This window comes from Lachnoclostridium edouardi (assembly GCF_900240245.1).
In the GTDB taxonomy this organism is placed as follows: Bacteria; Bacillota; Clostridia; order Lachnospirales; family Lachnospiraceae; genus Lachnoclostridium_A; species Lachnoclostridium_A edouardi.
The window spans coordinates 404,624-430,880 of the sequence record NZ_OESQ01000001.1; the positions used below are offsets into that span (position 1 = coordinate 404,624).

At 43.3% G+C, this 26,257-nt stretch carries 22 protein-coding genes; 3 read left to right on the forward strand and 19 right to left on the reverse strand.

Annotated features, from left to right (window positions below; all coding sequences use genetic code 11):
• Position 1 precedes the first annotated feature (1 nt).
• Together C1A07_RS01845 and fdrA are read right to left on the reverse strand one after the other, a co-directional pair.
• Entirely contained in the window at positions 2-856 is an 855-nt protein-coding gene (locus C1A07_RS01845) for an oxamate carbamoyltransferase subunit AllH family protein (RefSeq protein WP_101875595.1), read from the reverse strand.
• A gap of 7 nt (positions 857-863) precedes the next feature.
• Entirely contained in the window at positions 864-3,920 is a 3,057-nt protein-coding gene (fdrA, locus tag C1A07_RS01850; protein ID WP_330399387.1) for a bifunctional FdrA/YlbE family protein, read from the reverse strand.
• Positions 3,921-4,057: 137 nt separating this feature from the next.
• Here fdrA and C1A07_RS01855 point away from each other — a divergent pair, with 137 nt between their 5' ends.
• Both C1A07_RS01855 and C1A07_RS01860 read left to right on the forward strand, forming a co-directional pair.
• Positions 4,058-5,695 (forward strand): PucR family transcriptional regulator, encoded by a 1,638-nt coding sequence (locus tag C1A07_RS01855; RefSeq protein ID WP_180952152.1) that lies wholly within the window; start codon positions 4,058-4,060, stop codon positions 5,693-5,695.
• On the forward strand, positions 5,692-6,546 hold the full coding sequence (locus C1A07_RS01860; RefSeq protein ID WP_101875598.1) for an alpha/beta hydrolase: 855 nt from the start codon (positions 5,692-5,694) through the stop codon (positions 6,544-6,546). Before C1A07_RS01855 ends, C1A07_RS01860 begins: the two co-directional genes overlap by 4 nt.
• On the opposite strand, the gene C1A07_RS01865 is transcribed toward C1A07_RS01860, so the two are convergent.
• The 9 genes from C1A07_RS01865 to C1A07_RS01910 all read right to left on the reverse strand — a co-directional run bounded on the left by C1A07_RS01865 (position 6,543) and on the right by C1A07_RS01910 (position 16,150).
• Positions 6,543-7,199, reverse strand: coding sequence for a GntR family transcriptional regulator (locus C1A07_RS01865; protein WP_180952153.1), 657 nt, complete (start codon positions 7,197-7,199; stop codon positions 6,543-6,545). The two genes, C1A07_RS01860 and C1A07_RS01865, sit on opposite strands and share 4 nt — an antisense overlap.
• A gap of 29 nt (positions 7,200-7,228) precedes the next feature.
• On the reverse strand, positions 7,229-8,014 hold the full coding sequence (locus C1A07_RS01870; RefSeq protein WP_101875600.1) for a fumarylacetoacetate hydrolase family protein: 786 nt from the start codon (positions 8,012-8,014) through the stop codon (positions 7,229-7,231).
• A gap of 245 nt (positions 8,015-8,259) precedes the next feature.
• On the reverse strand, positions 8,260-8,730 hold the full coding sequence (gene tnpA / locus C1A07_RS01875; protein WP_101875601.1) for an IS200/IS605 family transposase: 471 nt from the start codon (positions 8,728-8,730) through the stop codon (positions 8,260-8,262).
• Between the two features lie 370 nt (positions 8,731-9,100).
• Positions 9,101-9,706: a ribosome biogenesis GTP-binding protein YihA/YsxC gene (gene yihA, locus C1A07_RS01885; protein WP_101875602.1), complete on the reverse strand. Its 606-nt coding sequence runs from the start codon at positions 9,704-9,706 to the stop codon at positions 9,101-9,103.
• Complete coding sequence (gene lon / locus C1A07_RS01890) at positions 9,703-12,012, reverse strand: endopeptidase La (RefSeq protein ID WP_101875603.1); 2,310 nt, start codon at positions 12,010-12,012, stop codon at positions 9,703-9,705. Before lon ends, yihA begins: the two co-directional genes overlap by 4 nt.
• A gap of 155 nt (positions 12,013-12,167) precedes the next feature.
• On the reverse strand, positions 12,168-13,469 hold the full coding sequence (gene clpX, locus C1A07_RS01895; RefSeq protein ID WP_101875604.1) for an ATP-dependent Clp protease ATP-binding subunit ClpX: 1,302 nt from the start codon (positions 13,467-13,469) through the stop codon (positions 12,168-12,170).
• A 38-nt stretch (positions 13,470-13,507) separates the two neighbouring features.
• Positions 13,508-14,146, reverse strand: a complete 639-nt coding sequence (gene clpP, locus C1A07_RS01900; RefSeq protein WP_278321074.1) for an ATP-dependent Clp endopeptidase proteolytic subunit ClpP — start codon at positions 14,144-14,146, stop codon at positions 13,508-13,510.
• Positions 14,147-14,182: 36 nt separating this feature from the next.
• Positions 14,183-15,469 (reverse strand): trigger factor, encoded by a 1,287-nt coding sequence (gene tig, locus C1A07_RS01905; protein WP_101875605.1) that lies wholly within the window; start codon positions 15,467-15,469, stop codon positions 14,183-14,185.
• Between the two features lie 126 nt (positions 15,470-15,595).
• Positions 15,596-16,150 carry a DJ-1 family glyoxalase III gene (locus C1A07_RS01910; RefSeq protein ID WP_101875606.1) on the reverse strand — a complete coding sequence of 185 codons (555 nt, stop codon included), beginning with the start codon at positions 16,148-16,150 and terminating at the stop codon, positions 15,596-15,598.
• Positions 16,151-16,273: 123 nt separating this feature from the next.
• Between C1A07_RS01910 and C1A07_RS01915 the strand changes: the two genes are divergently transcribed.
• Positions 16,274-16,765 carry a CYTH domain-containing protein gene (locus C1A07_RS01915; RefSeq protein ID WP_101875607.1) on the forward strand — a complete coding sequence of 164 codons (492 nt, stop codon included), beginning with the start codon at positions 16,274-16,276 and terminating at the stop codon, positions 16,763-16,765.
• Here the strand turns inward: C1A07_RS01915 and cysK are convergent.
• The 8 genes from cysK to C1A07_RS01955 form a co-directional block, all read right to left on the reverse strand.
• The gene (cysK, locus tag C1A07_RS01920; protein WP_101875608.1) at positions 16,752-17,687 is read right to left on the reverse strand and encodes a cysteine synthase A; all 936 of its coding nucleotides are present in this window, start codon (positions 17,685-17,687) and stop codon (positions 16,752-16,754) included. The genes C1A07_RS01915 and cysK overlap by 14 nt on opposite strands.
• A gap of 50 nt (positions 17,688-17,737) precedes the next feature.
• Entirely contained in the window at positions 17,738-19,234 is a 1,497-nt protein-coding gene (locus C1A07_RS01925; RefSeq protein ID WP_101875609.1) for a carboxypeptidase M32, read from the reverse strand.
• A 131-nt stretch (positions 19,235-19,365) separates the two neighbouring features.
• On the reverse strand, positions 19,366-19,818 hold the full coding sequence (locus C1A07_RS01930) for an NUDIX hydrolase (RefSeq protein ID WP_101875610.1): 453 nt from the start codon (positions 19,816-19,818) through the stop codon (positions 19,366-19,368).
• 135 nt (positions 19,819-19,953) lie between these two features.
• The gene (locus tag C1A07_RS01935) at positions 19,954-22,251 is read right to left on the reverse strand and encodes a xanthine dehydrogenase family protein molybdopterin-binding subunit (protein ID WP_101875611.1); all 2,298 of its coding nucleotides are present in this window, start codon (positions 22,249-22,251) and stop codon (positions 19,954-19,956) included.
• 1 nt (position 22,252) lies between these two features.
• The gene (locus tag C1A07_RS01940; RefSeq protein ID WP_101875612.1) at positions 22,253-22,711 is read right to left on the reverse strand and encodes a (2Fe-2S)-binding protein; all 459 of its coding nucleotides are present in this window, start codon (positions 22,709-22,711) and stop codon (positions 22,253-22,255) included.
• Between the two features lies 1 nt (position 22,712).
• Positions 22,713-23,486, reverse strand: a complete 774-nt coding sequence (locus C1A07_RS01945) for an FAD binding domain-containing protein (protein WP_101875613.1) — start codon at positions 23,484-23,486, stop codon at positions 22,713-22,715.
• A 13-nt stretch (positions 23,487-23,499) separates the two neighbouring features.
• Positions 23,500-24,951, reverse strand: a complete 1,452-nt coding sequence (locus C1A07_RS01950; protein WP_408609814.1) for a peptidoglycan D,D-transpeptidase FtsI family protein — start codon at positions 24,949-24,951, stop codon at positions 23,500-23,502.
• Positions 24,923-26,245 carry an FtsW/RodA/SpoVE family cell cycle protein gene (locus C1A07_RS01955; protein WP_101875615.1) on the reverse strand — a complete coding sequence of 441 codons (1,323 nt, stop codon included), beginning with the start codon at positions 26,243-26,245 and terminating at the stop codon, positions 24,923-24,925. Before C1A07_RS01955 ends, C1A07_RS01950 begins: the two co-directional genes overlap by 29 nt.
• Positions 26,246-26,257: the final 12 nt, after the last annotated feature.

The window sequence follows — 26,257 nt, forward strand, 5'->3', positions numbered from 1 at the left end:
TTCACATCTTCCCCATTTTCTTCAGTCCTATTAACAGCCCCAGCAATGTATCCCAGCCTGAGGTATGGCCCAGGCTTTTTATACTTTCTATATAAGGTTTTGCTGCTTCTTTATGAACCAGACACTCTAAAAGCTTTTTAAAGTCCCAATTTACATACCCCCAAAATAAAGCCTTGTAATAATTCAGACTTACCTCCGTGGTATTTCCAGACACATGGCTGATTAAAATTTCCTCCACCTGGCGGTGAAGGCCTGCTGCCTTTAACAGTCCTGTATAGCCTAATAAAATGTCGTCCCCTGAAGGAGTCAGCCCCATTCCTCTTCCCACTAAGTAAAGGACTGCCTGCTTTAGTTCTGTTCTATTCCCCTTTATTAGGCCTTCACAGCAGGTTTTAAATTTTTCTGATTCTGTGTCTAAGCCTGCATGTGATTTTAGATCCATACATTCCAGAAGCATTTGCACATCCTCATATAAATTTTTCTCTTTTACATTTATAATGGGAATCTGCAAATCCTTTTGTATAAAATCATCCAGCTTTAAGCAAAACTGCTGGTTTTTTCCGTAAATCCACAGGCCGTCTTTTTTTAAAAAAGCCTGGTGATTTTCACAGCAGGAATCTAAAATCTTTCTCAGCTCCCCCTCTTCCACTCCTATCCCAAAGCAGCAAAGAGGCTTTTTCAGGCTGCCAACGTGAATCATCCCACTGGGAAATACTAAATTGAAGCTAGATTTATATATCCCCTGAATAGAACCAGAGGCAAAAATTTTTCCTTGTCCTCTTTCCCAGGCGCCAATCTGCCCTTTAAAAGAGGCGGGGAGCATATTACTAAGCTCCCCATTCTCTATCACCCTCATACAATAATTAAATAATTCCTAAATGCTCTGCATAAGCAATTAACGCTTTTTCAAAGCAGCCGTAAGGCGCTCTTACTGTACCTGCGCCTACCTGGCCCACTCCGGCCTCCTTGTGAGCGATTCCCGTGTTGATTAAAGGAGTAATTCCTGTTGCCACAACCTTTCTGATATCAATGCCTAAAGGCGTGCCTTTAAAATCCCACGTTGGAATTGTAAAGTTTGGATTGTGGGTAATGCAGATTTCCTCCATCTCATTAGAAACCTTTAATGCGTCCTCAAATCCGCCTGCTCCTACAAATCTGGTAACTCCGGGAGCTGCAACCATAGCCATTCCGCCTACGCCTACGGTTTCCGTAATGGCGCTGTCTCCAATGTCAGGATTTGCATCCTTTTCTGAAAAGCCTGTAAAGTACAAGCCGTTAGGCGTATTGACAGGGGCGGTAAACCACTGATCTCCCAGGCCGCTTATGCGGATGCCGAAGTTTCTTCCGTTTCTGGTCATTGCAGTTACAATACAGCCTTTTTCAAACTTTCTTGCACAGTCTGCCATAGATTTTCCTGTAGCCATCATAACGTTCAGGAAAAATTGGTCTGTTTTAGCCAGGAAGTTAATAACCTCTTCCTTTTCTTTTCCGTCCCAGTCCATAGACACAATTAAAGGCGCTACTTCTTTCAGGAAAATCAGGGAAGCTGCAATATTTCTCTGATGGAATTCATCTCCCATTGTAATTGCCTTTGCAATAATTACGTTTAAGTTAATTCCGCCTTCTACCTGTTTTAAAGCGGCCGCTAAAACTGGTCCCAGTACGTCCTTCATCCAGGTAAGCCTGTCTACTACTTCTTTAGAATAAGCGCCGAAACGAAGTACTTTTCCAATGCCCTCGTTCATAATACAGTAGGCTCTGGTGCCGTCCAGCTTATTTTCCACCACCATTACCGGCATGTTGCAGGAGGTGATGCCTCCCATTGGACCTACCGCGTGTACGTGGTGGCAGGGGATAAACTGGATTTCTCCTGCTTCCAGCATTCTTTTGGCCTGGTCCTCATTTTCTGCCCATCCTTCAAAAAGCACTGCTCCAATACAGGAGCCCTGCATCGGCCCTGTCATTTCCGGATATGTGATGGAAGGCGGACCTGCGTGAAGGAGAACTTTCCCGTTCAGCTGAGGAATTACAGTGTAAGCCGGCACTACGTCTACCAGGAAAGGCTGAGCGTCCTTTAATCTTTCCGCAACCTGATTGTTGTACTGGTCAATTTCCTCCATATGGTTCATGGCATTTAAAATGCGGATCAGTTTTTTATCTCCGCCTGCAGCCGGCTTCCAGGAATACTGGCAGGATTTTCCCTCATATTTTACTATAGATTCATTAAAGCTTTCTACGCCTACGTTTATGATTCTGGGCTTTGTATTTAACAGCTCCATAATCTGCCGGCTTACCTGAGGCACAGGGAATTTAGGTCCGTTGTAGGCCTCTATTTCCTTATCTGCCTCTGTACAGTCCAGTCCTTTTAACTTCAGAGCCAGACGCACTGCCTGAGCGTTGCTTAAAGCTACAAAAGCCCCGCTTTCTTTTAACACAGCAGCAGACTGGTGATAATCCTGAGGATCTGCCTCTGTACCACATACAGTGGCTACAAAATACAGCTCTCTGTTTTCTGACTTGGCAAGCTCCATAGACTCCTTAATAACAGGAGCCAGCTCTCTTGCCATATCGGGATGGCAGCCGTATCCTAAAACACAGTCCAGCAAAATCACTCCTGTATTTTTATCTGCAGCATACTGACGGATTTTCTGGATTCTCACTTCCGGGTCAATCATAGGATGAGGCTTGCCCTGAGTGTAAATATCATCACCTAAGTCAATGACCTCATAGCCCTGAGCCTTTAAAATATATCCTTCTTCCTTAATCAGGCCTCCCAGATTTAAAGCCTCGGAGATCATCATGCCTGCCTCTGCAGCCAATGTGCCGCCAGAATAAAGTCCTTTTACTGTTTTTTCGGCGTCCAGGGTGTGATCTAAAGGATTTTCTACAGCCTTGCAGTAATTTTTCTTTACTTCCAGCCCTTTTGCCAGATCTACAGCCATCTCAGCCGCCTCTTCTAGGGTGTGGGCCAAATACACGTTGCCCTGATGGCATTCTGGCTTTTCCCCCAGGAATATAGCCACCACAGGCTTACTTACATTCTGCAGCAGTTCTACTACCCGATCTCTTACTTCCTTTGCAGGAGGCTTGGAAATTACTACAATTACATCTGTAGGATCATGGCGGTCTAAGGCTGCTACTGCGTCCTTTACTGTAATTGCTCCCACTTTTTCATTTAAATCTCTTCCCCCTGTCCCGATAGCGTGAATTACGCCTCCGCCCAGACGGTCTATAATAGTGGTTACTTCCTGAATTCCAGTTCCTGAAGCGCCTACAATTCCAATATTTCCCGGTCTCACCACATTTGTAAAGGCAACGGGAATGCTGGAAATAATTCCTGTTCCGCAGTCAGGTCCCATAAATAAAAGTCCTTTTTCATGGGCTTTCTTTTTCAGGCGGATCTCGTCCTCCAGAGATACGTTATCTGTAAAGGAAAATACGTGAAGTCCTCTGTCTAAAGCTGCCTCCAGCTCAGGAGCCGCATACTCTCCTGGAATGGAAAATAAGGCTACGTTAGCATCTGGAAGAAGGTTCATAGCCTCGTCCCAATTTTTTGCGCTTTTTACTCCTCCCTGCTCTTTTTTTACAGAAAGATCGTTTAAAAAGACTTTTGTCTCCTCCAGCACTGTATCTACAATCTTTTCCTGGTCAGCCTCCACCACAATTACCATGTCGCTGGGAGCAGCTTTTTCTGCTTCCTCTGTAAGCAGACCAGAATTTCTGAAAATATCCTTGTTGGCGTCTGTGCCCATCATAATAGAGCTGCGGGTTACTCCCTCCAGCTGATTGATGCGGTTTGTCAGCAGCATCAGATTAATGGAATCCTGATAAGAATTTTTCTTAATGACGGTAAAAATCATTACCATTCCCTCCTTACGTTTCTTAAATAGTATTATAACTGCCCAGGCAATTTTTTTCATCTGCAGTCTCGTATAATTATTTGTTGTTTTTTTATCCATGACAGATAAATTTTCACGGTTATTTCTTGACGTTATCGGATAATAACGATAATATAGATGTAATAACTTTGCGGCCAATGCTGCTGAAAGGAGCGCTTATGAATCTTAGCCAGGCCAGAAATCTTCCCTCTTTAAGCAGGTCCAGACTGCTTACAGGCCAATCAGAGTGCAGTCAGGACATTACAGGCGTTATGGTTTTGGAGGCTTTAGACGTGGAAAAATGGAGCCATCCCGGAGAATTTATACTGACCAGCTATTTTGCTTTAAAGGATCTTCAGGAGCATCAGCTGGAGGACTTTGTGCAGAAGCTAAAATCCTGCGGCATCAGCGCTTTGGCAATTAAACTGGAGCGGTTAGTGCCTTCTATTCCCCTGTATTTAATCGACTGCTGCAAAAAGCATAAGCTGCCTCTTTTAGAGCTGCCCAGGGACGCCAGATATGAGGCTATTATTCTGGATATTTTAGGTCCTATTATTAATGATAATATAGCCATTTTAAACCAGCACTATTCTGTACACAAAAAGCTGGTAAAATTCGCCATGAAGGAACCTGCTATGGAGCAGATTATGGAGGAGCTGAAAAATCAGTTAGGCTGCCACATTTCTCTGATTAACAGAACCGCCAATAAAATTATCAGCACCTCTTCTGTTTCACCTGCCTTTCAGATTATTGGGAAATGGCCTTTGGAGCCTGATAAATATATGAATTTCCAGTACTTTCACAATCGTATTCTGCTGAGCACCGGCCCTAATCTGGCAGATTCTGAGCTTTCCTCCTGCAGCTGGTGCGGAGTATCTGTGCCCAATATTACTAATCAGGATATTCAGCTGCTTCTTCACACCCAGGCTGACAGCCTTAGGCAGGAAGATTATATGACTGTGGAAAACTTTGTATTCTTTATTCAGATGGAGCTTTTAAAACAGCACTCTTTAGACAGAAACTCCTTTTTCCAGACAAACGCCATGGTCAACGATCTCCTTCAGGAGGATTTATATACAGACAGGCAGGCGGCTCAGGCCTTAGATACTCTGCGGCTGAACAAAGGGGCGTGGTATCAGGTAATTTCTTTAAAACTGATCTCCAAAGCCTCCTCTCCCTGGCTTTCCAGTCAGCCTCATCAGATTTTTCATGCATTTACCGATTTGTGCAGACAAAAATGGTTTCATTTAGCTTCTGAGGAAAAAGAGGATACGATTACTGTTATTTTAAATTTTGAAAAGGAGGCTTTCGCCCTTACCTCTTTTAAAATAAAGCAGATGATAAGTCAGCTGCATCAGGAGTTTCCCGCCGTACCTTTTCAAATCAGAGGTGCTGTCAGCTGTCCGGGGCCTTCTAAAGGCCTTCCGTTCCTGGGAAAACAAATTCTGGATGTACACAGAATTCTTCGCCTGTTCCAGGAGCCTGACCAGGTCATGTCCTATGATGAGCTGGGAATCTACAAGCTATTTCTTTCAGGGGACAATATGTCCCGGCTGAAAGAATTTGTGCCGGAAAATTACTTTATATTCCGCCAAAATCACCCTGACTTATTCCTGACTCTTGCCACTTACTTAGACACCGGACAAAATCTGGCGGAAACAGCCAGGCGCCTGTTCCTTCACACCAAAACCATACACTACAGGGTGCGGAAAATTCAGTCTCTTTTGGACTTTGATTTTTCCAATCCAGAGCAGGTGCTTTTGGCGCAGCTGGCAATCCGTCTTTTAAAACTAATTCATCAGGAGGATTTACAATGAACACATATACATTTCACAGCGACTGTAATTTTAATCTTCAGGCGGACCTTTATTTAGCAAAAGGTCCTTCCAGGGGAAAAACTGTTCTTTATTATCACGGCGGCGGCCTGCTTGCCGGCACCAGAAAAGATTTTCCGTCTAAATACAGAGAAATGTTTTTAAATGCAGGCTATAATTTTCTGGCCATGGATTATCTGCTGGCTCCTGAATCTAATCTGGAGCATATTATCTCCTCCGGCCTGTGGGGAATTTCCTGGTTTTTATCTAACTGGAATTCTGCCCTTTCATTAGATTCCAATGAATATATTTTGTTTGGACGGTCTGCCGGGGCCTATCTTACATTGCAGCTGGCTGCGCAAATAAAAAAAACAGGCGCCTTAAATATGCCCAAGGCCCTTCTGCTTTTTTATGGATATCCCAGCTTTTTAGAGCCGGAATTTTCTCTTCCAAATACTCATTATGCCAGTTTTCCTTCCATTTCCAGGGAAGCGGCCTTCCAGACAGTGAATGAGAATCCTGTATCTGATATGCCAAATAGAGAGCGGCTTCTTCTGTATCTTTACGCCCGCCAGACAGGAACCTGGACAGAGCTTTTAGGAAGCCAAAAAGAACTTAACGCCTACTCTTTGTCAGAAGCCCAGCTGTCCCTTCTGCCTCCTTCATTTCTCACTGCCAGCTCCGGGGATATGGACGTGCCTTTTGGCATTTCCAAGAAAATGGGAAAATTGATTCCAGGCTCTTATTTTTATCCTGTATACTACATGGAACATGATTTTGACAGTAATTTAACAAGACCGGAGGGACAGAAGGCATATGAAGAATGTTTCAGATGGCTGGAGCTTTCCCTTTAACCATTAGCCTTTGCACATTGAATATAAAATGCTTTATCTCCTATAATATGCCTTCGTACACTTTCTTCCACTCTGTCTCTGTCTAAAGATCTCAGGGCCTCTATAATTTCTTCATGCTCTGCCAGGTATTCCTTGGGCCTGTTTAACACAGCAAGCTCCTGGTTCCTGGCCAGCATAGAAAGGCTTCTGGTTCTTTCTGTAATACGTTTTAAATGTTTATTAGAACAAAGACTAATAATTAAATCGTGGAAGCTTGTATTGCACAGTATTACTTCCCTGATCTTCCCCTGTTCATGGCACTTTAGCGACTGGCTCACCATTTCTTGAAGCTGTTTTAAAATATCCTCTGTTACATTTTCACAGCCTAAACCGGCTGCATAAGGCTCCAGCATAATACGGCAGTCATAAACTTCCAGCACATCCTTGTATTCCATGGGGTTTACAATTAGCCCGTTATTTCCCGGAACAATTAAATCATCCTGTTCCAGCATACGCAGAGCTTCCCTCACCGGACTGCGGCTTACTCCCATTTCCTGAGCTAAGGCAAATTCATTAATCTTTTCTTTGCATCTTAATTCTCCGCTTAATATTTTTTCCTTCAATATTTCATAAATCTGAAGATGGTAGGCCACATTTTTAATTACTCCTCCCATATAAACCTCCATAATTGCAATTTTATGCCCTAAAAATAATAAGGCGTCTCTACAGCTGCTACTTTATTACTTATTTTTCCCAGCTGCTGTATTTCCATTTCCATAAAATCACCTGGTTTTACTTTTATTCCATAGCCGCTTGGCGTTCCCGTAATAATCATATCTCCTGGAAGTAAGGTCATAACGTGAGAAATATAGGATACCAGCCAATAAACCCCTTTTATCAAATCTTTTGTATTCCCTTTTTGTCCCGGCTTTCCGTTAATTTCAGAACACAACTCCAGCTGTGAAGGATCTACTCCTGAAACAATTACAGATCCTACAGGCAGAAAGGTATCAAAAGATTTTGCCCTTCCCCAAAGTGTATCCTCCGCCTGCAAATCGCTGGCAGTCATATCATTTGCCACTGTATATCCCCAAATATAATTTTCAGCTTTTCCCTCTGGAACACATTTACATTTCTTTCCTATTACAATAGCTAACTCCACCTCACAGGAAAGATCTTTTACCATAGGTGGCTGCATAACCTGGTCTCCGTCTCCGATTAAAGCTGTAGGCGGTTTTATAAACAGTTTTGGCTTTGTGGGAAGAGATTCTCCCGGCTTTAAAACCACATCCTTGTAGTTCAGTCCTGTACCCACTATCTTGCTTGGAGTACACGGAATAGACAGCTGCTTAAAATCCTGAACTACCACCCCTGTCTCCCTGAAATTCTCAGGGCTGTTTCCCGCTAAAATCTGTACAGTTCCATCTTGATTTAATAATCCATAATGAATCTTACCTTCATGTTGAATCCGTGTATACTTTTTTAACATTCTGCACCTCTTCTGCATATATCGGTTTATGTATTTTGTCGACATAAGACATTATACTGCATTATATATATTATGGAAAGTCTTTTTTAATATTTTTTTATTTCATTTAGTCAAGACCACCGGCTAAGCCGGTGGCTTGCTTTGACCCTATAAGGGTCTGTTACCGGCACTGGAGTCTAAAGACTCACCGAAATAGGTTCGCCAAGCGCAACATCATTTACCTACTAAGCCCTAAAGGGCTTATTTTATTTGTTTGCTTTTACTGGCTCACCCGTAAACGGGTCAATATACTCTTTCAGTGTCATCTGATCATATTCCAAATCTTCTTGTAACTGATTTGCTATATATTCCTGTATTTTCTTTGCATTTTTCCCTACCGTATCTACATAATATCCTCGACACCAAAAATGTCTATTTCCATATTTATATTTCAAATTTGTATGTCTTTCAAATATCATAAGTGTACTTTTTCCTTTCAAATACCCTACAAAATACGATACACTAATGCTTGGCGGAATTTCTACTAGCCTATGTACATGATCTGGACATATCTCTGCTTCTACAATTTTTACACCTTTTCTTTTGCATAACATACTTAAAATATTTGCTATATCCTGTTTTATTTTTCCGTATGCTATTTTTCTCCTATATTTTGGTGCAAATACAATATGATACTTACAATTCCATTTTGTATGTGATAAACTGTTACTATCCATATGGATACCTCCTTTGTTTATTAATGCGGTTGGCGAACCTTACATTAATTATAACACTGGAGGTTTTTTGCTATAAGCTGAANATACAATATGATACTTACAATTCCATTTTGTATGTGATAAACTGTTACTATCCATATGGATACCTCCTTTGTTTATTAATGCGGTTGGCGAACCTTACATTAATTATAACACTGGAGGTTTTTTGCTATAAGCTGAAGCAATTCTAACTCACCTGCATAGCAGGTGGTTTATTTGTTTTCCAAAGTTCCGTTTTTCGGATCAACGAAAAACTCCACAATGGTAAACAGGGCTTTGCCCTAACAAAAAAAATAGGACAGTATGCTTTCCAGCCATACTGTCCTATTTTCTACTCCTCTACTTGAGGAATTGTCTCCATCATATTTTCAATATATTCCCATATTTCTTCTCTTCCCTGCTTTGTCTCAGCAGAAAAAGGAATAATCACAGAATCTTTTCCCATGCCTAAACCTGTGCGGATCATTTTCACCTGTTTTGCCACCTGGCTTCTTTTAATTTTATCCAGCTTTGTAGCGATAATTACCGGCTCATACCCGTTTTGGAGAATCCAGTCGTACATCATTTTATCATTACTGTTAGGCTCATGGCGAATATCTACTAAAAGGAATACGCATTTTAACACAGGGGAGTTTTTCAGATAGCGCTCTATCATTTTCCCCCATTTGGCCTTTACCTCCACAGCCACCTTGGCGTATCCGTAACCAGGCAGGTCTACATAGTAAAGCTGCTGATTAATCAGATAAAAGTTAATGGTCTGGGTTTTTCCAGGCTGAGATGATGTTCTGGCAAAGGATTTTCTGTTCATCAGCCCGTTTATTAAAGATGATTTTCCCACATTAGACTTTCCTGCAAATGCAAATTCCGGCAGCACATGGTCAGGAAGCTTGCTGGTAATACCGCACACAGTCTCCAGCTCTACATTTTTTATAATCATACAAAAACCTCTTTCAGCACATCATCCATGGTCTTTACGTAAATAATGTGAAGACCTCCTGTAATTTCCTCTGACAACTCCTCAATATCAGGCTTATTTTTCGCCGGTACCAGCACCTTCTCCACGTGAGCCATTTTAGCCGCCAGAATTTTTTCCTTCAGGCCGCCAATGGGAAGCACCCGGCCCCTTAAAGTAATTTCGCCTGTCATTGCGGCCTTTGCCATTACCTTTTTCTCTGCAACTGCAGACATCATAGCTGTGGCCATAGTGATTCCTGCAGAGGGTCCGTCCTTAGGCACAGCTCCCTCTGGTATATGAATGTGAATGTCATGCTTTTCAAAATAACTGTCCTCGGCCCCGTAGTTCTTCCCTGCAGACCGCACATAGCTTAAAGCAATTTGAGCAGATTCTTTCATTACATCTCCCATTTGCCCTGTCAGCTTCAGCTCTCCTTTGCCCGGCATAACGTTTACTTCAATTTGAAGGGTGTCTCCTCCCACGCTTGTCCATGCAAGTCCTCTTACAATTCCTACCTGATCTTCTTCATTGGCGTCCTCAAAGGATACCTTTTCCTTGCCTAAATATGTTTCCAGCTGCTCCTGGGAAACGCAGATTTCCTTTGTTTGATCCTCCACTACATTTCTGGCAGCCTTTCTGCATATGTCTCCAATACGCCTTTCTAAGTTTCTTACGCCGGCTTCCCTTGTATAATTATGAATAATTTTTCTTAAAGCCTGATCGTCTATGGAAAACTGTTTTTCTGTCAGCCCGTTTCTCTCCATCTGCTTACTTACCAGATAATCTCTGGCAATATGAAACTTTTCATTTTCCGTATAGCTGTTTACTTCAATCACTTCCATACGGTCTAATAAAGGTCCTGGAATGGTAGAAATATTATTGGCTGTTGCAATAAATAAAACTCTGGACAAATCTATAGGAGTCTCTACATAGTGATCGTGGAACTTTACATTCTGCTCTCCGTCCAGCACCTCCAGCAAAGCAGAGGAGGTGTCCCCTTTATAATCACTGCTTACTTTATCAATTTCATCTAACAGCATCAGCGGATTGCTGACACCTGCCTGCCTTAATCCTTCCACCAAACGGCCTGGCATGGCGCCTACATACGTTTTTCTGTGTCCTCTGATTTCAGCCTCGTCCCTTACTCCTCCCAAGCTGATGCGCACATATTTTTTATTCATGGCTCTGGCCACAGAGCGGGCAATAGAGGTTTTTCCTGTTCCTGGAGGGCCTACTAAACAGAGAATTGTGCTGCCCTGCTTTTTTGTCAGACTTCTCACTGCCAAATACTCCAGAATTCTTTCCTTCACCTTCTCCAAACCATAGTGATCCTGATTGAGAATTTCTTCTGCATGGGAAAGATCCTGGTTATCTCTGGAAACCTTATTCCAGGGCAGGTCTAAAAGAGTTTCTATATAGGTCCGCAGCACATTGGCCTCCTGGCTGCCGCTGGGCATACTTTTAAAGCGGTTGATTTCCTTTTGAAGCTTTTCTTTTGTCTCTTTTCCCGCCTTCAGCTGATCCAGCTGCTTCTGGTACTCGTCTCCCTCTGAATCTGGGTTGTCGTCCCCCAGCTCCTGACGGATAATGCGCATCTGTTCCCTTAAAATGTAATCCTTCTGGTTTTTATCAATCGCTGCCTTTACCTTGGACTGAAAATCCTTTTTTACACGGATAATCTGAATTTCATCCATCATATTTTTTAAAAGCAGCTCATATCTGCCGCTTAAATACACCTGCTCCAGAATGCTTTGGCGGACAGTATAATCCCAGGGAAGCTGAATCACAATCTGATCCATCAAGTCCTCTAAATCTGTAAGCACTAAAAGATTTGGCAAAGCCTCTTTGGCCGCCCTGGAATTTTCCTTACCGTACTCCTCCAGTTTTTCTTTTAGAACTCTGGCCATGGCCTGACGGATAACGTAATCCAGTCCCTCCTCCTCTGTCTCTCTGACTTCAATCTCTCCCAAAAGAAAGCTTTCCGTCTCGTCCAGGCAAATCAGTTCTGCCCTTTCCAGCCCTTCTACCATAACGCGTATAATATTGTTGGGCAGCTTTACTAATTGTTTCACTACAGCAATGGTGCCTATTTGAAACAATTCCTCCTGGCCTGGGTTTTCGTCGTCAGGATTTTTCTGAGTAACCAAAAATACTTTCTGGTCCTCCACCATTGCCCTCTCTACTGCTGCCACAGACTTTTTTCTGCTTATATCAAAATGTATCATCATCTTGGGAAGAACTGTCAGCCCTCTCAGGGCGATCACAGGCATGGTTATTCTCTCTTCCATTCTGTTTCCTCCTTTTGTAATTTTCTATGTTAGTGACAAAGAGTCCGGCTTGCCGGACTTAGAAAAAACTTTCCTATATGATAAAAAAGGCGCCGCAGATCTGGCCTTTCCAAACATTCTTTGGAAAGGCAGGATATGCAGCACCTGAAATCCGGCTAAGCAATCTCGCCAGTTTTATCTTTCTTAAACCTTTGTGCAATGGATTTTCTAGGCACAGCCGTATCCCTGTATACCAGCTCCGGCTCCCCCTTCTTCTCCACTACATCTCTGGTTATGGTACAAATTCCCACATTGCTGTCTGAAGGAATTTCATACATCATATCCATCATTACAGATTCCATAATAGAGCGCAGTCCTCTGGCTCCTGTCTTTCTGCTTAACGCCAGATCTGCAATGGCTTCCAATGCATCCGGCGTAAATTCCAGCTTTACATCATCCAGTTCAAACAGCTTCTGGTATTGTTTTGTCAGGGCGTTCTTCGGCTCTGACAAAATGCGGATCAAAGCTTCTCTGGACAACAGTTCTAAGGATACTGTTACAGGAACACGTCCTATAAACTCCGGAATTAAACCGAATTTTGTTAAGTCCTCAGGCAGTACCTGCTTTAAAAGCTGGTCAATATCCATCTGGTTTCTGTCTACAATCTCAGCGTTAAATCCAATAGAGCCTGCGCTGATACGGTTTTCAATAATTCTCTCTAAGCCGTCAAAAGCGCCTCCGCAGATAAACAGTATATTTGTTGTGTCTATCTGAAGCAGCTCCTGCTGAGGATGTTTTCTTCCTCCCTGAGGAGGCACGCTGGCAACTGTGCCTTCCAGAATTTTCAGAAGAGCCTGCTGCACGCCCTCCCCTGAAACATCTCTTGTGATGGAAACATTTTCTGATTTTTTTGTAATCTTATCTATTTCATCAATATAAATAATTCCGTATTCAGCTTTGCTGATATCATAGTCAGCGGCCTGAATCAGCTTTAAGAGAATGTTTTCCACATCCTCGCCTACGTAACCTGCCTCTGTTAATGCAGTTGCGTCTGCAATGGCAAAAGGTACGTTTAAAATCTTAGCTAAGGTCTGAGCCAGATAGGTTTTGCCTGATCCAGTAGGTCCCAGCATAAGAATATTGCTTTTCTGCACGTCAACATCCATATTCTTTCTGGATGTAACTCTTTTGTAGTGGTTATAAACAGCTACGGAAAGCACCTTTTTCGCTTCGTCCTGGCCGATTACATATTCATCTAAAAATGCCTTGATCTCTTTTGGCTTCATCAGGTTAATGTCGTTTAAATCAAAATCTCCATCCTCCTGATTATCCAACTCTTCTTCCAGTATCTCTGCGCATAAATCAATGCACTCATCACAAATGTAAACATTATTGGAACCAGCGATTAATTTTTTCACCTGATCCTGGGTCTTTCCACAAAAGGAACACCTGACCTGATTATCTGCTCTTCCCGGCATATGCTGCACACCTCAATTCTTTCATACTCCTCATAACACTAACGGCTTGTAATCACTCTGTCCACCAGGCCGTAGGCAACAGCCTCCTGGGCTGTCATGTAATTGTCTCTTTCTGTGTCTCTTTCAATTACCTCATATGGCTGGCCTGTATTTTCAGACAGAATCTGATTTAATTTATGCTTTGTCTGCAGTATTTTTTCAGCTACAATCTGAATCTCTGTAGCCTGACCCTGCGCTCCTCCAGAAGGCTGGTGAATCATCACCTCTGCGTTTGGAAGAATCAGACGTTTTCCCTTGGCGCCTCCTGCCAACAGGAAAGCTCCCATGCTGGCAGCCATGCCAATACATATTGTGGACACATCACATTTGATGTAGTTCATGGTATCATATATTGCCATGCCTGCTGTAACAGAACCTCCGGGACTGTTAATATAAAGGTTAATATCCTTGTTAGGATCTTCTGATTCCAGGAATAAAAGCTGGGCCACGATTAAGCTTGCGGACACATCATTTACTTCCTCTCCTAAAAAAATAATTCTCTCTTTTAAAAGGCGGGAATAAATGTCGTAAGACCTTTCTCCCCTGCTGGTGGATTCAATGACATAAGGTACTAAACTCATTTGATTTTCCTCCTGTCTAAGGAAAAAGGCTGCTGCAGCGAATTCCTTTTTGGCAATTCTACCATCTGCAACGGCCTCCCCTTCATTTTTCAATTAGACTAATTTAGCCTCAGCTACCAGGAAATCTACAGCTGACTGAACAGCCATATCTTCCTTCATATGAGCAACCTCAGCCTCTCCCATATATTCCTTCAGCTGATCTGCTTCCATCTTGTATGCTGCTGCCATTCCTGCGATCTCGCCTTCTACAGCTTCGTCGGAAACCTGAATATTCTCAGCCTTAGCAATTGCCTCCAGAACAAGGCGGGTCTGGATTCTCTTAACTGCCTGCGGCTTCATCTGCTCTTTCAGATTGTCAACAGTCATGCCTGTATATTTCATGTAGTCGTCTAAAGATATACCCTGGCTCTGCATTCTGCGGGCATAATCGTTAATCATATTATTTACCTGAGTATCAATCATAGCCTCTGGAATATCCATGGAGGAAGCCTCTACTACCTTCTCCACTACTCTGTTTTCATTTTCTGTAGCAGCCTGCTTTTCCTTTGTCTCTGCCAGTTTCTTCTTTACGTCCTCTTTGTAAGCCTCTAAAGTATCAAACTCAGATACTTCCTCTGCAAACTCATCGTTTAACTCTGGAAGCTCTTTAAACTTAATTTCATTGATCTTTACATTAAATACTGCAGGCTTTCCTGCCAGATTGTCAGCGTGATACTCTGTAGGGAAGGTTACGTTAACTTCGCACTCATCTCCTACATTTTTTCCGATCAGCTGATCTTCAAATGTATCAATGAAAGAATGAGAACCAATTACCAAAGGATAATCTTCTCCCTTTCCTCCGTCAAATGCTTTTCCGTCAATAAATCCTTCAAAGTTAATAATAACCTGGTCGCCGTCTGCAACTGGTCTGTCTGTAACAGAAACCAGTCTGGAGTTCTGATCCTGAACTTTTTTCAGCTCTTTCTCCACATCCTCGTCTGTCACAACAGCTTCAGCCTTTTCAACCTCTACTCCCTTGTACTCTCCAAGAGTTACCTCTGGCTTTAAAGCAACAGTGGCTGTATATATAAAATCTTTTCCTTTTTCCATCTGCTGTACGTCAATCTCAGGTCTTGAAACAATGTCCAGACCGCTTTCCTTTGCAGCTTCGTCGAAGGAATAAGGAATCACTTCATTGGCAGCGTCCTCATAGAAAATTCCTACGCCGTACATCTTCTCGATCATAGCCTGAGGAGCTTTGCCCTTTCTGAAACCAGGAACGTTAAAGCTGTTCTTATTCTTATTATATGCTTTCTTAATTGCTTCTACAAACTTCTCTGCCGGCACTTCGATGGTCAGCTTTGCCATGTTTTTTTCTAACTTCTCTACTTGTAAACTCATTATATGGGTTCCTCCTTGTATCTATATGTGAACCGCCTTCCACCAGGGCGTTACACTTCAAGTTAGCATTATAACATAAGGGCTCCTGAAATATCAATACTAATTTACGTATTTTCGCTTTTTTTCTCAGAACTGGTCATACTGAATAGAGGATTTTACTTCCTCTGCTTTTTCTTTGCCAAAAAACAAATTTAAAATCTCCAGGCCAAGGTCCAGCCCATAGCCTAAGCCTCTGGCAGTAGTAATATTTTTGTCTGTTACAACGCCCTGACTTGTATATTCTGCCCCTTCCAGACTATTTTCAAACCCGGGATAGCAGGTAGCTTTTTTCCCTTTTAAAAGTCCTATTTTCCCCAGCACGCTGGGAGCGGCGCATATAGCCGCTATATGCTTTCCCTGTTCTGCCGCCTTCACCAGATGGCTGCACAAAAATTGGCTGTTTCCCAGATGCAGGGTTCCCGGCATCCCGCCTGGCAGGAAAAAAACTGCTCCCTCTTCCCAGTTGACATCTTTTAACATACAGTTGCACTTTATAGTAAAACCATGTGATCCTGTTACTTCCAGGGAATCACCTGCAGATACCAGAATCACCTGCATACCTCCCCTGATCATTACATCGGCCGCTGACAAACACTCTACTTCCTCTAATCCCGGCGCCAAAAAAGCATATACTTTTATCATTGTAACTCCTTCCTTTCCTCTCCCTTGCACCTGCCAAGCTTATATGTTACTATGCTTATAATATGAAAGGCGCCTTTGTCTTATTATATTACATAAACATAGGTTTTCACTTAGGAGGTTTTTATGGAAATTGAACGTAAATATTTAGTAAATTCACTGCCCGCCTCTCTTTCCTCTTATCCTTGCAGGAAAATACAGCAGGCTTATTTGTGTACAGAACCTGTTGTGCGCATACGCAGGGAAGACGATTCCTACTATCTTACTTATAAGTCCAAAGGACTTATGGTCCGCCAGGAATACAATCTTCCTCTGACAGCCGAAAGCTACAGCCATCTGTTATCTAAAGCAGACGGAAATGTAATTTCCAAGGTCCGCTTTTTAATTCCTCTGGACGGCTTAAATTTAACTGCTGAGCTGGACCTGTTTGAAGGGGCCTTTTTAGGCCTTGCCCTGGTGGAGGTAGAGTTTCCAAATGAGGAGGAAGCCCACTCCTTCCTTCCCCCTTTGTGGTTTGGCAGGGACGTAACTTTTACAGGGGAATTTCAAAACAGCCGGCTCAGCTCTATGAATCAGGAGGAAATCGCCTCCGCCCTTTCAGAAATTACTGTTTTTTAAATAAAGGGGTGGAAAGGTATCTGTCTCCCGTGTCAGGCAGAAGGGCTATAATCAGCTTTCCTGCATACTCCTTTTTGGAGGCCAGCTGTTTGGCCGCCCACAGGGCTGCCGCTGAAGAGATTCCCACCAAAATTCCCTCTGAAGCAGCGATTTCCTTTCCTGTTTCGTATGCATCCTGGTCTGATACAGTAATAATTTTGTCGTATATTTTTGTATTCAAAATCTTAGGCACAAAGCCGGCTCCGATTCCCTGAAGACCGTGAGGGCCTGATTTCCCTTCAGAAAGGTAGGGGGAGCCTGACGGCTCTACAGCTACAATCTCAATGGAGGGATTTTTCTTTTTTAAATACTCTCCCACTCCTGTAATAGTGCCTCCCGTGCCTACTCCGGCTACAAATACGTCGATCTGACCGTCTGTATCCTCCCATATTTCAGGCCCTGTAGTTTCCCTGTGAGCCTGCGCATTAGCCGGGTTATCAAACTGGCCTAAAATCACTGCTCCCGGAATCTGTTTTTCCAGCTCCTTGGCCTTTTCTATGGCTCCTGCCATTCCCGCCTTTCCGTCTGTAAGCACAATTTCCGCTCCATAGGCAGAAAGCAGATCTCTTCTTTCCTGGCTCATGGTTTCCGGCATTGTCAAAATAGTTTTATACCCCTTTCCGGCTGCAATACTGGCCAGTCCAATCCCTGTATTTCCGGATGTAGGCTCAATAATCGTCGCCCCAGGCTTTAAAACTCCCCTTTTTTCTCCGTCACGTATCATAAATAAAGCCGCCCTGTCTTTGGAGCTTCCCGCCGGATTAAAATACTCCAGCTTTCCGCCAATCCTGGCCTTCAGCTTCCACTTTTTCTCCAGATTGCAAAACTCCAGCAAAGGCGTTTTCCCAATCAGCTCTGTCCCGCTTTTTTTCATGCCTGCCATAACCTTTCCTCCCTTACTTATTCTCTTTTGTCTTATTATTTTCTTTTGTTTTATGATTCTAAATATAATTGACTATATTTTTCTTTTAAATATTTAATATAGAAATCAGGAGAAAACTCCCTTCCAGTGGCCTGGCGCATAAGGCTTAAACTGTCCTTTGTTTTTCCATAGGAATGAATATTTTCCCTTAAATATTCTCTGATTGTTTTTAAATCTCCCTTTTCCAGCAGTCTGTCTATATCCATTTTTTCTCTCATAGCCCAGTAAATTTGAGCGGCAAAAGCGCTGCCTAAGGCGTAGGAGGGGAAATATCCCAGGGAACCTTGAGACCAGTGAATGTCCTGCAGCACTCCCTCTGCGGCGTCTTTCGGCTCAACTCCCAAATAAGCTTTATATTTGTCAGCCCATGCCTGTTCCAGATCCTTTACGGAAAGCTTTCCTCCTATTAAATCCTTTTCCAACTCATAGCGCACCAGAATATGCAGGCTGTAAGTCAGCTCATCTGCATTAATACGGATGAATCCCGGCTCTACCTTGTTGATTCCCTCTATAAACTGGTTCAGCGAAATATTCCCCAGCTCCTTAGGAAATATTTCCTGTACCTTTCCATAAATAGGCTTCCAAAAGGCCTTGCTTCTTCCAATACAATTTTCCATAAACCGGGACTGAGATTCGTGCATGGCCATGGAAGCGCCCTGGCCTAAAATAGTCTGAGTCAGCTTGTCGTCAATTCCCATTTCATAAAGGCCGTGTCCTCCCTCGTGAATAACAGAAAAAGCAGAATGGTCTACTCTGTTGTCATAGTGGGTGGTGATGCGCACGTCTTTGTTGTGCAGGCTGGTTGTAAACGGATGAGGGCTGACAGCCAAAACTCCTTTATCAAAATCAAAGCCTATATATTCTGCCAGAAATCTGGCCAGCTTTTCCTGCCCCTCTTCACTATAATCTCCCTGCAAAAAGCAATTGTCAATTTTTCTTCCTTTTTCCCTGATTTCTCTTAAAAAAGGCACTAATTCTTTCTTCACTGTATAAAAAAATTCATCTAACTCTTTTTGGAGAAAGCTGTCATCAAATCCAGCCAGCAGCACATCATAAGGCTCCCGCCCTTTTTCTGCATTTAATCGGGCCATTTTTATTTTGTAGTCCAAAATTGTTTCCAGCACAGGGGCAAACATGGAAAAGTCCTTTTTACTTTTTGCCTTAGCCCATATCCTTCCCGCCTGGCTTATAAGCTTTGTATATTCCTCATAATCTTTTCTGGGAATGCTGGAAATCAGACGTCTTTCCTTCTCCGCTTCTTTTAATGTACACAGACAAATCCAGTCTAAGTCAGCCTGCTGCCTGCATTCCTCTATTAATTTTCCTAAATCCTCTCCGGCCATTATCTCATAATACATGCCGGCCAGAATTCCAACTGTTTTACCTGTATTTTCTCCCGCCTCTTTCGGCGCCAGGGTTTCGTTATCCCACTGAAATAAATTCTGGGCGGCATAAATAGCCCCGGCCCTGTCAAGAATTTCTTCCAGCTGATGAAATTTTCTGTTCATTTTCCACCTCCATATAAAACTTATATCTGCAGCATCAGTGTACAGAGATTATCATCCATTTCCTTTTATTGCAGAAAATGGAAGCGGGGTACACTCTGTAAAAGTGTCCCCCGCTTCCAGCTTTTTCATTCTCAAAAATATTTCTTGTTTCCCCAGAGGTTGCTCTTCTTTAATTCCAGATATTCATTATAGGCCTTTTCCAGAATCTGCTTTTCATTGGAAAACTTCAGCAGGTGGTACGCCTCGTAAAATTTGTAGTATCCGGAATCCATAAAGTATTCCTCCCGTTGTGGTTTACTGTAGTAGCTGTCCGCCATCATTAAATACCAGTGAACGTCCTTTTCCACCATGTCCTGAGGTGTACTGAAGGAATACTGACTTTTTCCAATATATTTAATAATGGAGGCGCTGACGCCAGTCTCTTCCTTCACTTCCCTGAGAGCAGTTTCCTTGTACTCCTCCCCAGGTTCTACAGTTCCCTTAGGCAAAACCCATCCTTCATATTTGTTTTTATAGTTTTTATACAAAACCAGAATCTTACCTCGAAAGATAACCACACCGCCACAGCTCGTTGCTTCAATCATTGCAATACCTCCTGATTGGCTGTAACCCTCCGCCTCTCAAAAAACTTAGCGGGCAGGCCAGCTTTGGTGTGTCCCATTAGACTGGTTTTAGTATACCTCTTTTTTTATTCTAATGCAATAAGCAGTTACAAGAAGCTATTTCCTGTTCTGCCCCTTCATGCCAAAATAAATTTTTTCAGCTGTAACAGGCAGCTCTCTTATGTGTACTCCTGTGGCATGGGCTACAGCGCTGGCGATTGCAGGAGAAGGAGTGTTAATAACTACCTCCCCAATAGACTTTGCTCCAAAAGGCCCTGATTTTTCATAGCTGCTTTCAAATTCCACCCGAATAGTTCCCACATCCAGTCTGGAAGGTATTTTGTACTGCATAAAGGAATTTTCATACATCTGCCCTTTGGGAGAATAGGTGATTTCTTCATACATAGCCATTCCGATTCCCTGGGCTAAGCCGCCTTCTGTCTGAATTCTGCACAGGTTAGGGTTTACAGGAGTTCCGCAGTCTACTACAGCCACATAGTCTATTAATTCCGCCTGTCCTGTAGCTGTATCCACCTCTACCTCCGCCATTCCTACCATAAAAGGAGGAGGAGAAATAGGAGAAGAGTGAGACTCTGTGGCTTCCAGGGAAAGACCGTTTCCACACATTGCCCTGTTTCCAATATCCTGAAGGGAAATAGACTTTTCGCCGTCTAAGGTATATACCTTTTCACCGTCAAATTCTGTTTCCTCAGGCCTGGACTCCAAATATTCCGCTCCCTTTTCCACAATCTTTTTAATTAAGGTTTCACATGTTTTTACCACTGCTTTTCCTGTTAAGTAGGTGGTACTGGAAGCGTAAGACCCAGAATCGTAGGGAGATACGTCTGTATCTACTCCGGATACTACAATATTGTCCACGCTGCATCCTAAACAATCTGCTGCAATCTGAGCCAGAATTGTATCGCAGCCTGTTCCCATATCTGCAGCTCCAATCATCATACTGTAAAAGCCGTCGTCATTTACCTTTAAAGTCACTGATCCTACGTCCACTCCTGAAATAGAAGAGCCCTGCATAGACATGGCCACTCCCACGCCTCTCATCTTGCCGTTTCCCATATCCCTGGCAGGAAATTTCTCATCCCATCCAATCATTTTTCTGGCTCTTTCCAGGCACCTGTCTAAGGCGCAGCTGCCAGCCGTTTCTCCGTAATAAGCCGGCATGTAGTCTCCTTCTTTTACCATGTTCCTTTCCCTTAAAACTACAGGGTCCATGTTCAGCTTTTCTGCCAGCTCGTTCACTGCAGATTCCAGGGCAAACATACCTTGTGTGGCGCCGTATCCTCTATATGCTCCCGCAGACATTTCATTGGTGTAAACTACGTCATACCGGAATCTGAATGCTTCTACAGAGGAATATAAAGGGATTGACTTGTGGCCGGACAGGCCGACTGTAGTGGGACCGTGCTCCCCATATGCGCCGGTATTGGATAATGTGTACATGTCCACCGCCCTGATTTTTCCCTGCCAATCAGCTCCCACCCGCACGTGAATTTCCATTTCATGTCTGGGAGATGATGCAATCTGGGACTCATACCTGGTATATATAATTTTTGCCGGCCGGCCTGTTTTCATAGTCACAATCGCCGGATACACCTCCGCCACCACAGTTTGCTTGGCGCCGAAGCCTCCGCCGATTCTGGGCTTTACTATTCTCACCTTAGACTTAGGAACATCTAAGGCGTGGGATAAAATACGGCGCACATGGAAGGGCACCTGGGTAGACGGCACTACTGTCAGACGGCCGTATGTATCCATATAGGAATAGGCCCGGAAGGTTTCCATCATAGCCTGCTGATTGGCTTTTGTGTGATAAGTCTGGTCAATAATCAGGTCGCAGGTCTCTAATACCTGGTCCACATCCCCATTTCCTTCTTCCCCGGAAGCGCAGAGATTTCTGGCATTGTCAGCCCCCACAGGACATAAGCTTTTCCAGCTATCCTCCGGGTGAACTAAAATTTTGTTATCCTTGGCCGTTCTAAAATCCAGCACCGGCTCTAACACCTGATATTTAATTTTCAACAGCTTCATCGCTTTATCCACTGCTTCTTCTGTCTCTCCCGCCACAATGGCCGCGGCGTCGCCTACAAAACGAAGGCGTTTATCTAAAATCAGCCTGTCGTAAGGGCTAGGCTCCGGGTATGTTTGCCCTGCCATAGTAAACCGCTTTTGGGGCACGTCTTCCCAAGTAAGAATCGCAGCGATTCCCGGCACCTTCATAGCTTTATCCTTTTGAATTTCCTCTATCAGAGCATGGGCGTAAGGACTTCTTACCACCTTGACAATTAAACAGTCTTTCGGCGCCAGATCATCTGTGTATACCGGTTTTCCTGTAACAAGAGCCATAGCGTCCTTTTTTATTACAGGACTTCCTACATATTTCTGCTGTGGTTCCATATTACCTGCCTCCTTCTCTGGCTAAATATTTTTCAATCGCCCGCAGCTGGCCCATATAGCCGGTGCATCGGCACAGATTTCCTGATAAATACTCTTTAATTTCTTCCATTCCAGGGTGGTTCAGCTCTTTTTCCATAGCCAGTATGTTCATAATCAGACCAGGACTGCAGAAGCCGCACTGCTCCGCTCCCTCTCCGGCCAAAAAAGCGCCGATTTTTCCAGCTTCCTCCTGAAGACCTTCCATTGTAGTTACTGTTTTCCCCTGTACTCTGGCAGCTAAGGTGGAGCAAGAAAGCACCGGCTTACTGTCCACTAAAACTGTGCACAAACCGCAGTTTGAAGTATCGCAGCCTCTTTTCACACTGTAGCAGCCTAATTCCCTTACCAGCTCTAACAGTATTTGGTCCGGAGAAATCTGAGTATTAATTTTCTTCCCGTTTAAGGTAAATTGAAGCTCCATTTTATTCCACCCCTTCCAGCTGCTTCATTAATCTGTCTGTATATATAACAGCCAGGTCTTTTCGATAAGCTCCGCTTCCCCGGACATTATCTCCGTATATCATCTGCCCCGCAGCCTTTTTCGCCAGCTCTAAAGTATCAGAACATTCTCCCTGGTCTAATATTACAAGACAGGCCTTGCCAGGTCTTGCGCCTATACTGACGTACCACTTATTCTGAAGCTTTCCTACGCAGCAGGCTATCAAGGGAAAATCTGTGCTGGACCTGCGCTGTGTAATATAAGCTGCTTTTCTTTTGTCTTTTTTAATCCTGATTCCTACAAGCACGTCTTTATCATAAGGCATTTTAGCAAATTCAGCTAAGTCTACAATCCCCCCCTTATACAGCTCTACTTTTGCGTCCAAAGCCATAAAGCAGGTCAGAATATCAGAAAATCCATATCTGCCGAAAATGCTGCCTCCTACGGTGGCTCCGTTTCTAAACTGTACTCCCACAATATGTCTGGTACATTCTTTAAATATATTGCCAAAACATTGGTTCAGTCCCTGATGAAGCTCCAGTTGTCTTAAACTGCACATACAGCCAATGAAAAACTCCTCCTCACTTTCCTCAATATTGTCTAATCCCAGTCCTGACAAATCCACTATAGTTCCCTTTGTCAAATTAGTCATTTTCAGCCACATCATGCCGCCTACAATGACGCTGCTTTTTTTCTGGTTCAGCTGCCAGGCCTGCTCCAGACTTTCTGCTTTAACGTATTCTCTTGCCTTAAACACAGGTCTCCTCCTTTTATCTTGAAAAATAAGTATCAAATATTCCTCTGGCTATAGGCGCAGCCGTCCTGCCGCCGGAACCGCTTTCCTCCACCAAAACGCTTACTACAATCTCCGGATTTTCAGCCGGTGCGAAACCCACAAACCAGCCGTGAGTTTCCTTGTTTTTGTCAAATTCAGCGGACCCCGTTTTCCCTGCCACAGTGTATGCCTCTGTTCTCAAAGCCGAGGCAGTTCCTGAATTAACTACCTCTTTCATAAATTCTGTTAAGGTTTCTGCCTCATTAGCGCTCATTAAGGGGCCGTAGGCCTCCGGCATATACTTCTTTACTGTATCTCCCGCAACGTTTTCTACTCTGTCCACCATATAAGGCTTCATTAAGGTTCCTCCGTTGGCGATGGCAGCGGCGATCATTCCGTTGTGAAGAGGGGTAATCTGGGTTTTCCCCTGCCCGATAGAGGTTTGAAGAGTTTCCCACACATCTGCCGTCTCCTCCATCTGGTAAGAGCTTTTGCTGTAGGTTAAAGACACAGGAAGCTCATTGTTAAAAAGCATCTCCTCAGCCAGTGACTTCAGCCTCCCCTTGTCTAATGATAAACCTAAATAGGCAAAGGCGCCGTTGCAGGAATTTGCAAAGGCCTGCTGCAGATTCTGATGTCCGTGAGCCGTCCCGTGATAACACTGAATAGCGTATTCTCCTTCCTGATAATACCCGGTACAGTCAAATGTAAAGTTTTCGTAGTCCTGGGGATGTTCCCTGATATATTCTAAGGCTGTAATAATTTTAAAGGTAGAGCCAGGAGGATAAAGTCCCTGGGAGGCCCTGTTTAACAGCTTGGCCTGACTTTTGGCATTTTCATCTTCCCCGGTAAGCGCCTCCCACTCCTCATCTAAAGTGTTAGGATCAAAGGCCGGTCTGGAAACCATTGCTAGGATTTTCCCTGTTCCCGGCTCCATCACAACTACAGCTCCCTTCCTGTCTCCTAAAAGATCATAGGCAGCCTTTTGAAGCCCTGCATCTAAGGTAGTGATCACACTGTCCCCAGGATTTTTCTCCCCTGCCAGATCATTGCCTATTTGCTGCAGCAAATTTATGTGGGAGCTGAGAAGGTAAAAATTAACCTGAGCTTCCAAGCCTGTTTTTCCTTTATCTAAATACCCTACTGCATGGGCAAAAATCTGTCCCATTGGATACTCTCTTTTTTCGTCTCCAAATTCGTCTTCCCCAGTGTCCGCCAGCACAGTTCCGTCTGCAGCCAGAATTTTTCCTCTTACCACCTTGTCGGAAAATAAGCTGATTCTGCCGTTATATGGGTTGTTGATAACAGATTCCCTTTCAAACTGCATAAAGTATCCTAAATATACAATCAGACACACAAAAATTCCCACAATAAAATATGTCATACACAGAATACTTCTATTTGATTTTTGATTAGGATTAGTTTTTTTCATTCTCTTCCTCTTCATTTTTCTTCAGGATATATAATCCCTGAACTACTCCGAATAAAATAAACGTGCTGAATACTGAACTTCCTCCGTAGCTGACAAAAGGCATAGTAACCCCTGTCATAGGAATAAATTTAGTGGCTCCTCCTACAGTCAGAAGCACCTGAACAATAAACAGACAGCCTAAGCCTGCTGCAATCAGCTTGTAAAATACAGCCTTCATCTTTGCTGCCAGCATCATAAACTGGAGAAAACACCCTAAATAAATAAGAATCAGACATATGGCAAAGATTCCTCCCAGCTCCTCTGATATAGCTGAAAACATAAAATCCTTTTCCACCACCGGAATTTTATCAGGCAGTCCCTGACAAAGTCCCATGCCGAACCATCCCCCTGTTCCAATGGCAAACAAGGACTGGGCGATCTGATATCCTTTATTTCCCACATCTGACCAGGGGTCTATCCAGGCCGTCACTCTCACCTTTACGTGATCAAATAAATAATAGGCGATTACAGAGGCGGCTCCGCCTGCCCCCACTCCCGTCAGCAAATACAGCCAATTGGAGGTAGCTACAAACAGCATAAATAAATAAGTGGCAAAAAACAATAATGCGCTTCCCAAATCCTTAGAGGCCACTAAAATCAGCACATGGACTGCTGCAGCTATTGTAGTCACGGCTACATTTGAAAAATTTGTCCCTCTGTAAAACATAGTGGCTACAAAAAATACAAAGCTGATTTTTACAAATTCAGAAGGCTGAAAGCCAATTCCTCCCACTGTAATAGACAGCTGGGCCCCATAGCTTGTAATTCCTCTTACACATACTACCAGCAAAAGGAAAAGTCCTGCTCCCCCGTAAACCCAGGGGATTTTAGACAGCTGCCACACCCTGTCAATAATAAAGGGAATAATCAGAGTAATCACCGCTGAAACCACTACAATTACAAATTGCTTTCCCGCCTTGTCCGTTGAAAGTCTGGACAGCATAAGAAAGCCTATGCTTAAAAGCATACACATATTGTTTAGAAGAAGCCTGGATATATTTTTGTAAATTAATCTGGATATACCTAAATACAGCAGGAAAAACAATACTTGAGCCCAATAAAACGCCAGAATCTTTTCATCCTCCAAAGTCAGATATAAGGTTAAATAGCCTAGGAAATGGATGAAAAACATTAAGAAATTCTGGCCTAGACAAAGCCTGTTTCTCCCTGTATCCTCCTTCATTCCAAAATACCGGAAATTCAGCAGCGCATATAAAATCATCAGAAATATCATCATATATTTTGAGATTTCAATTATTAAAAATGACAATTCTTCACCTAC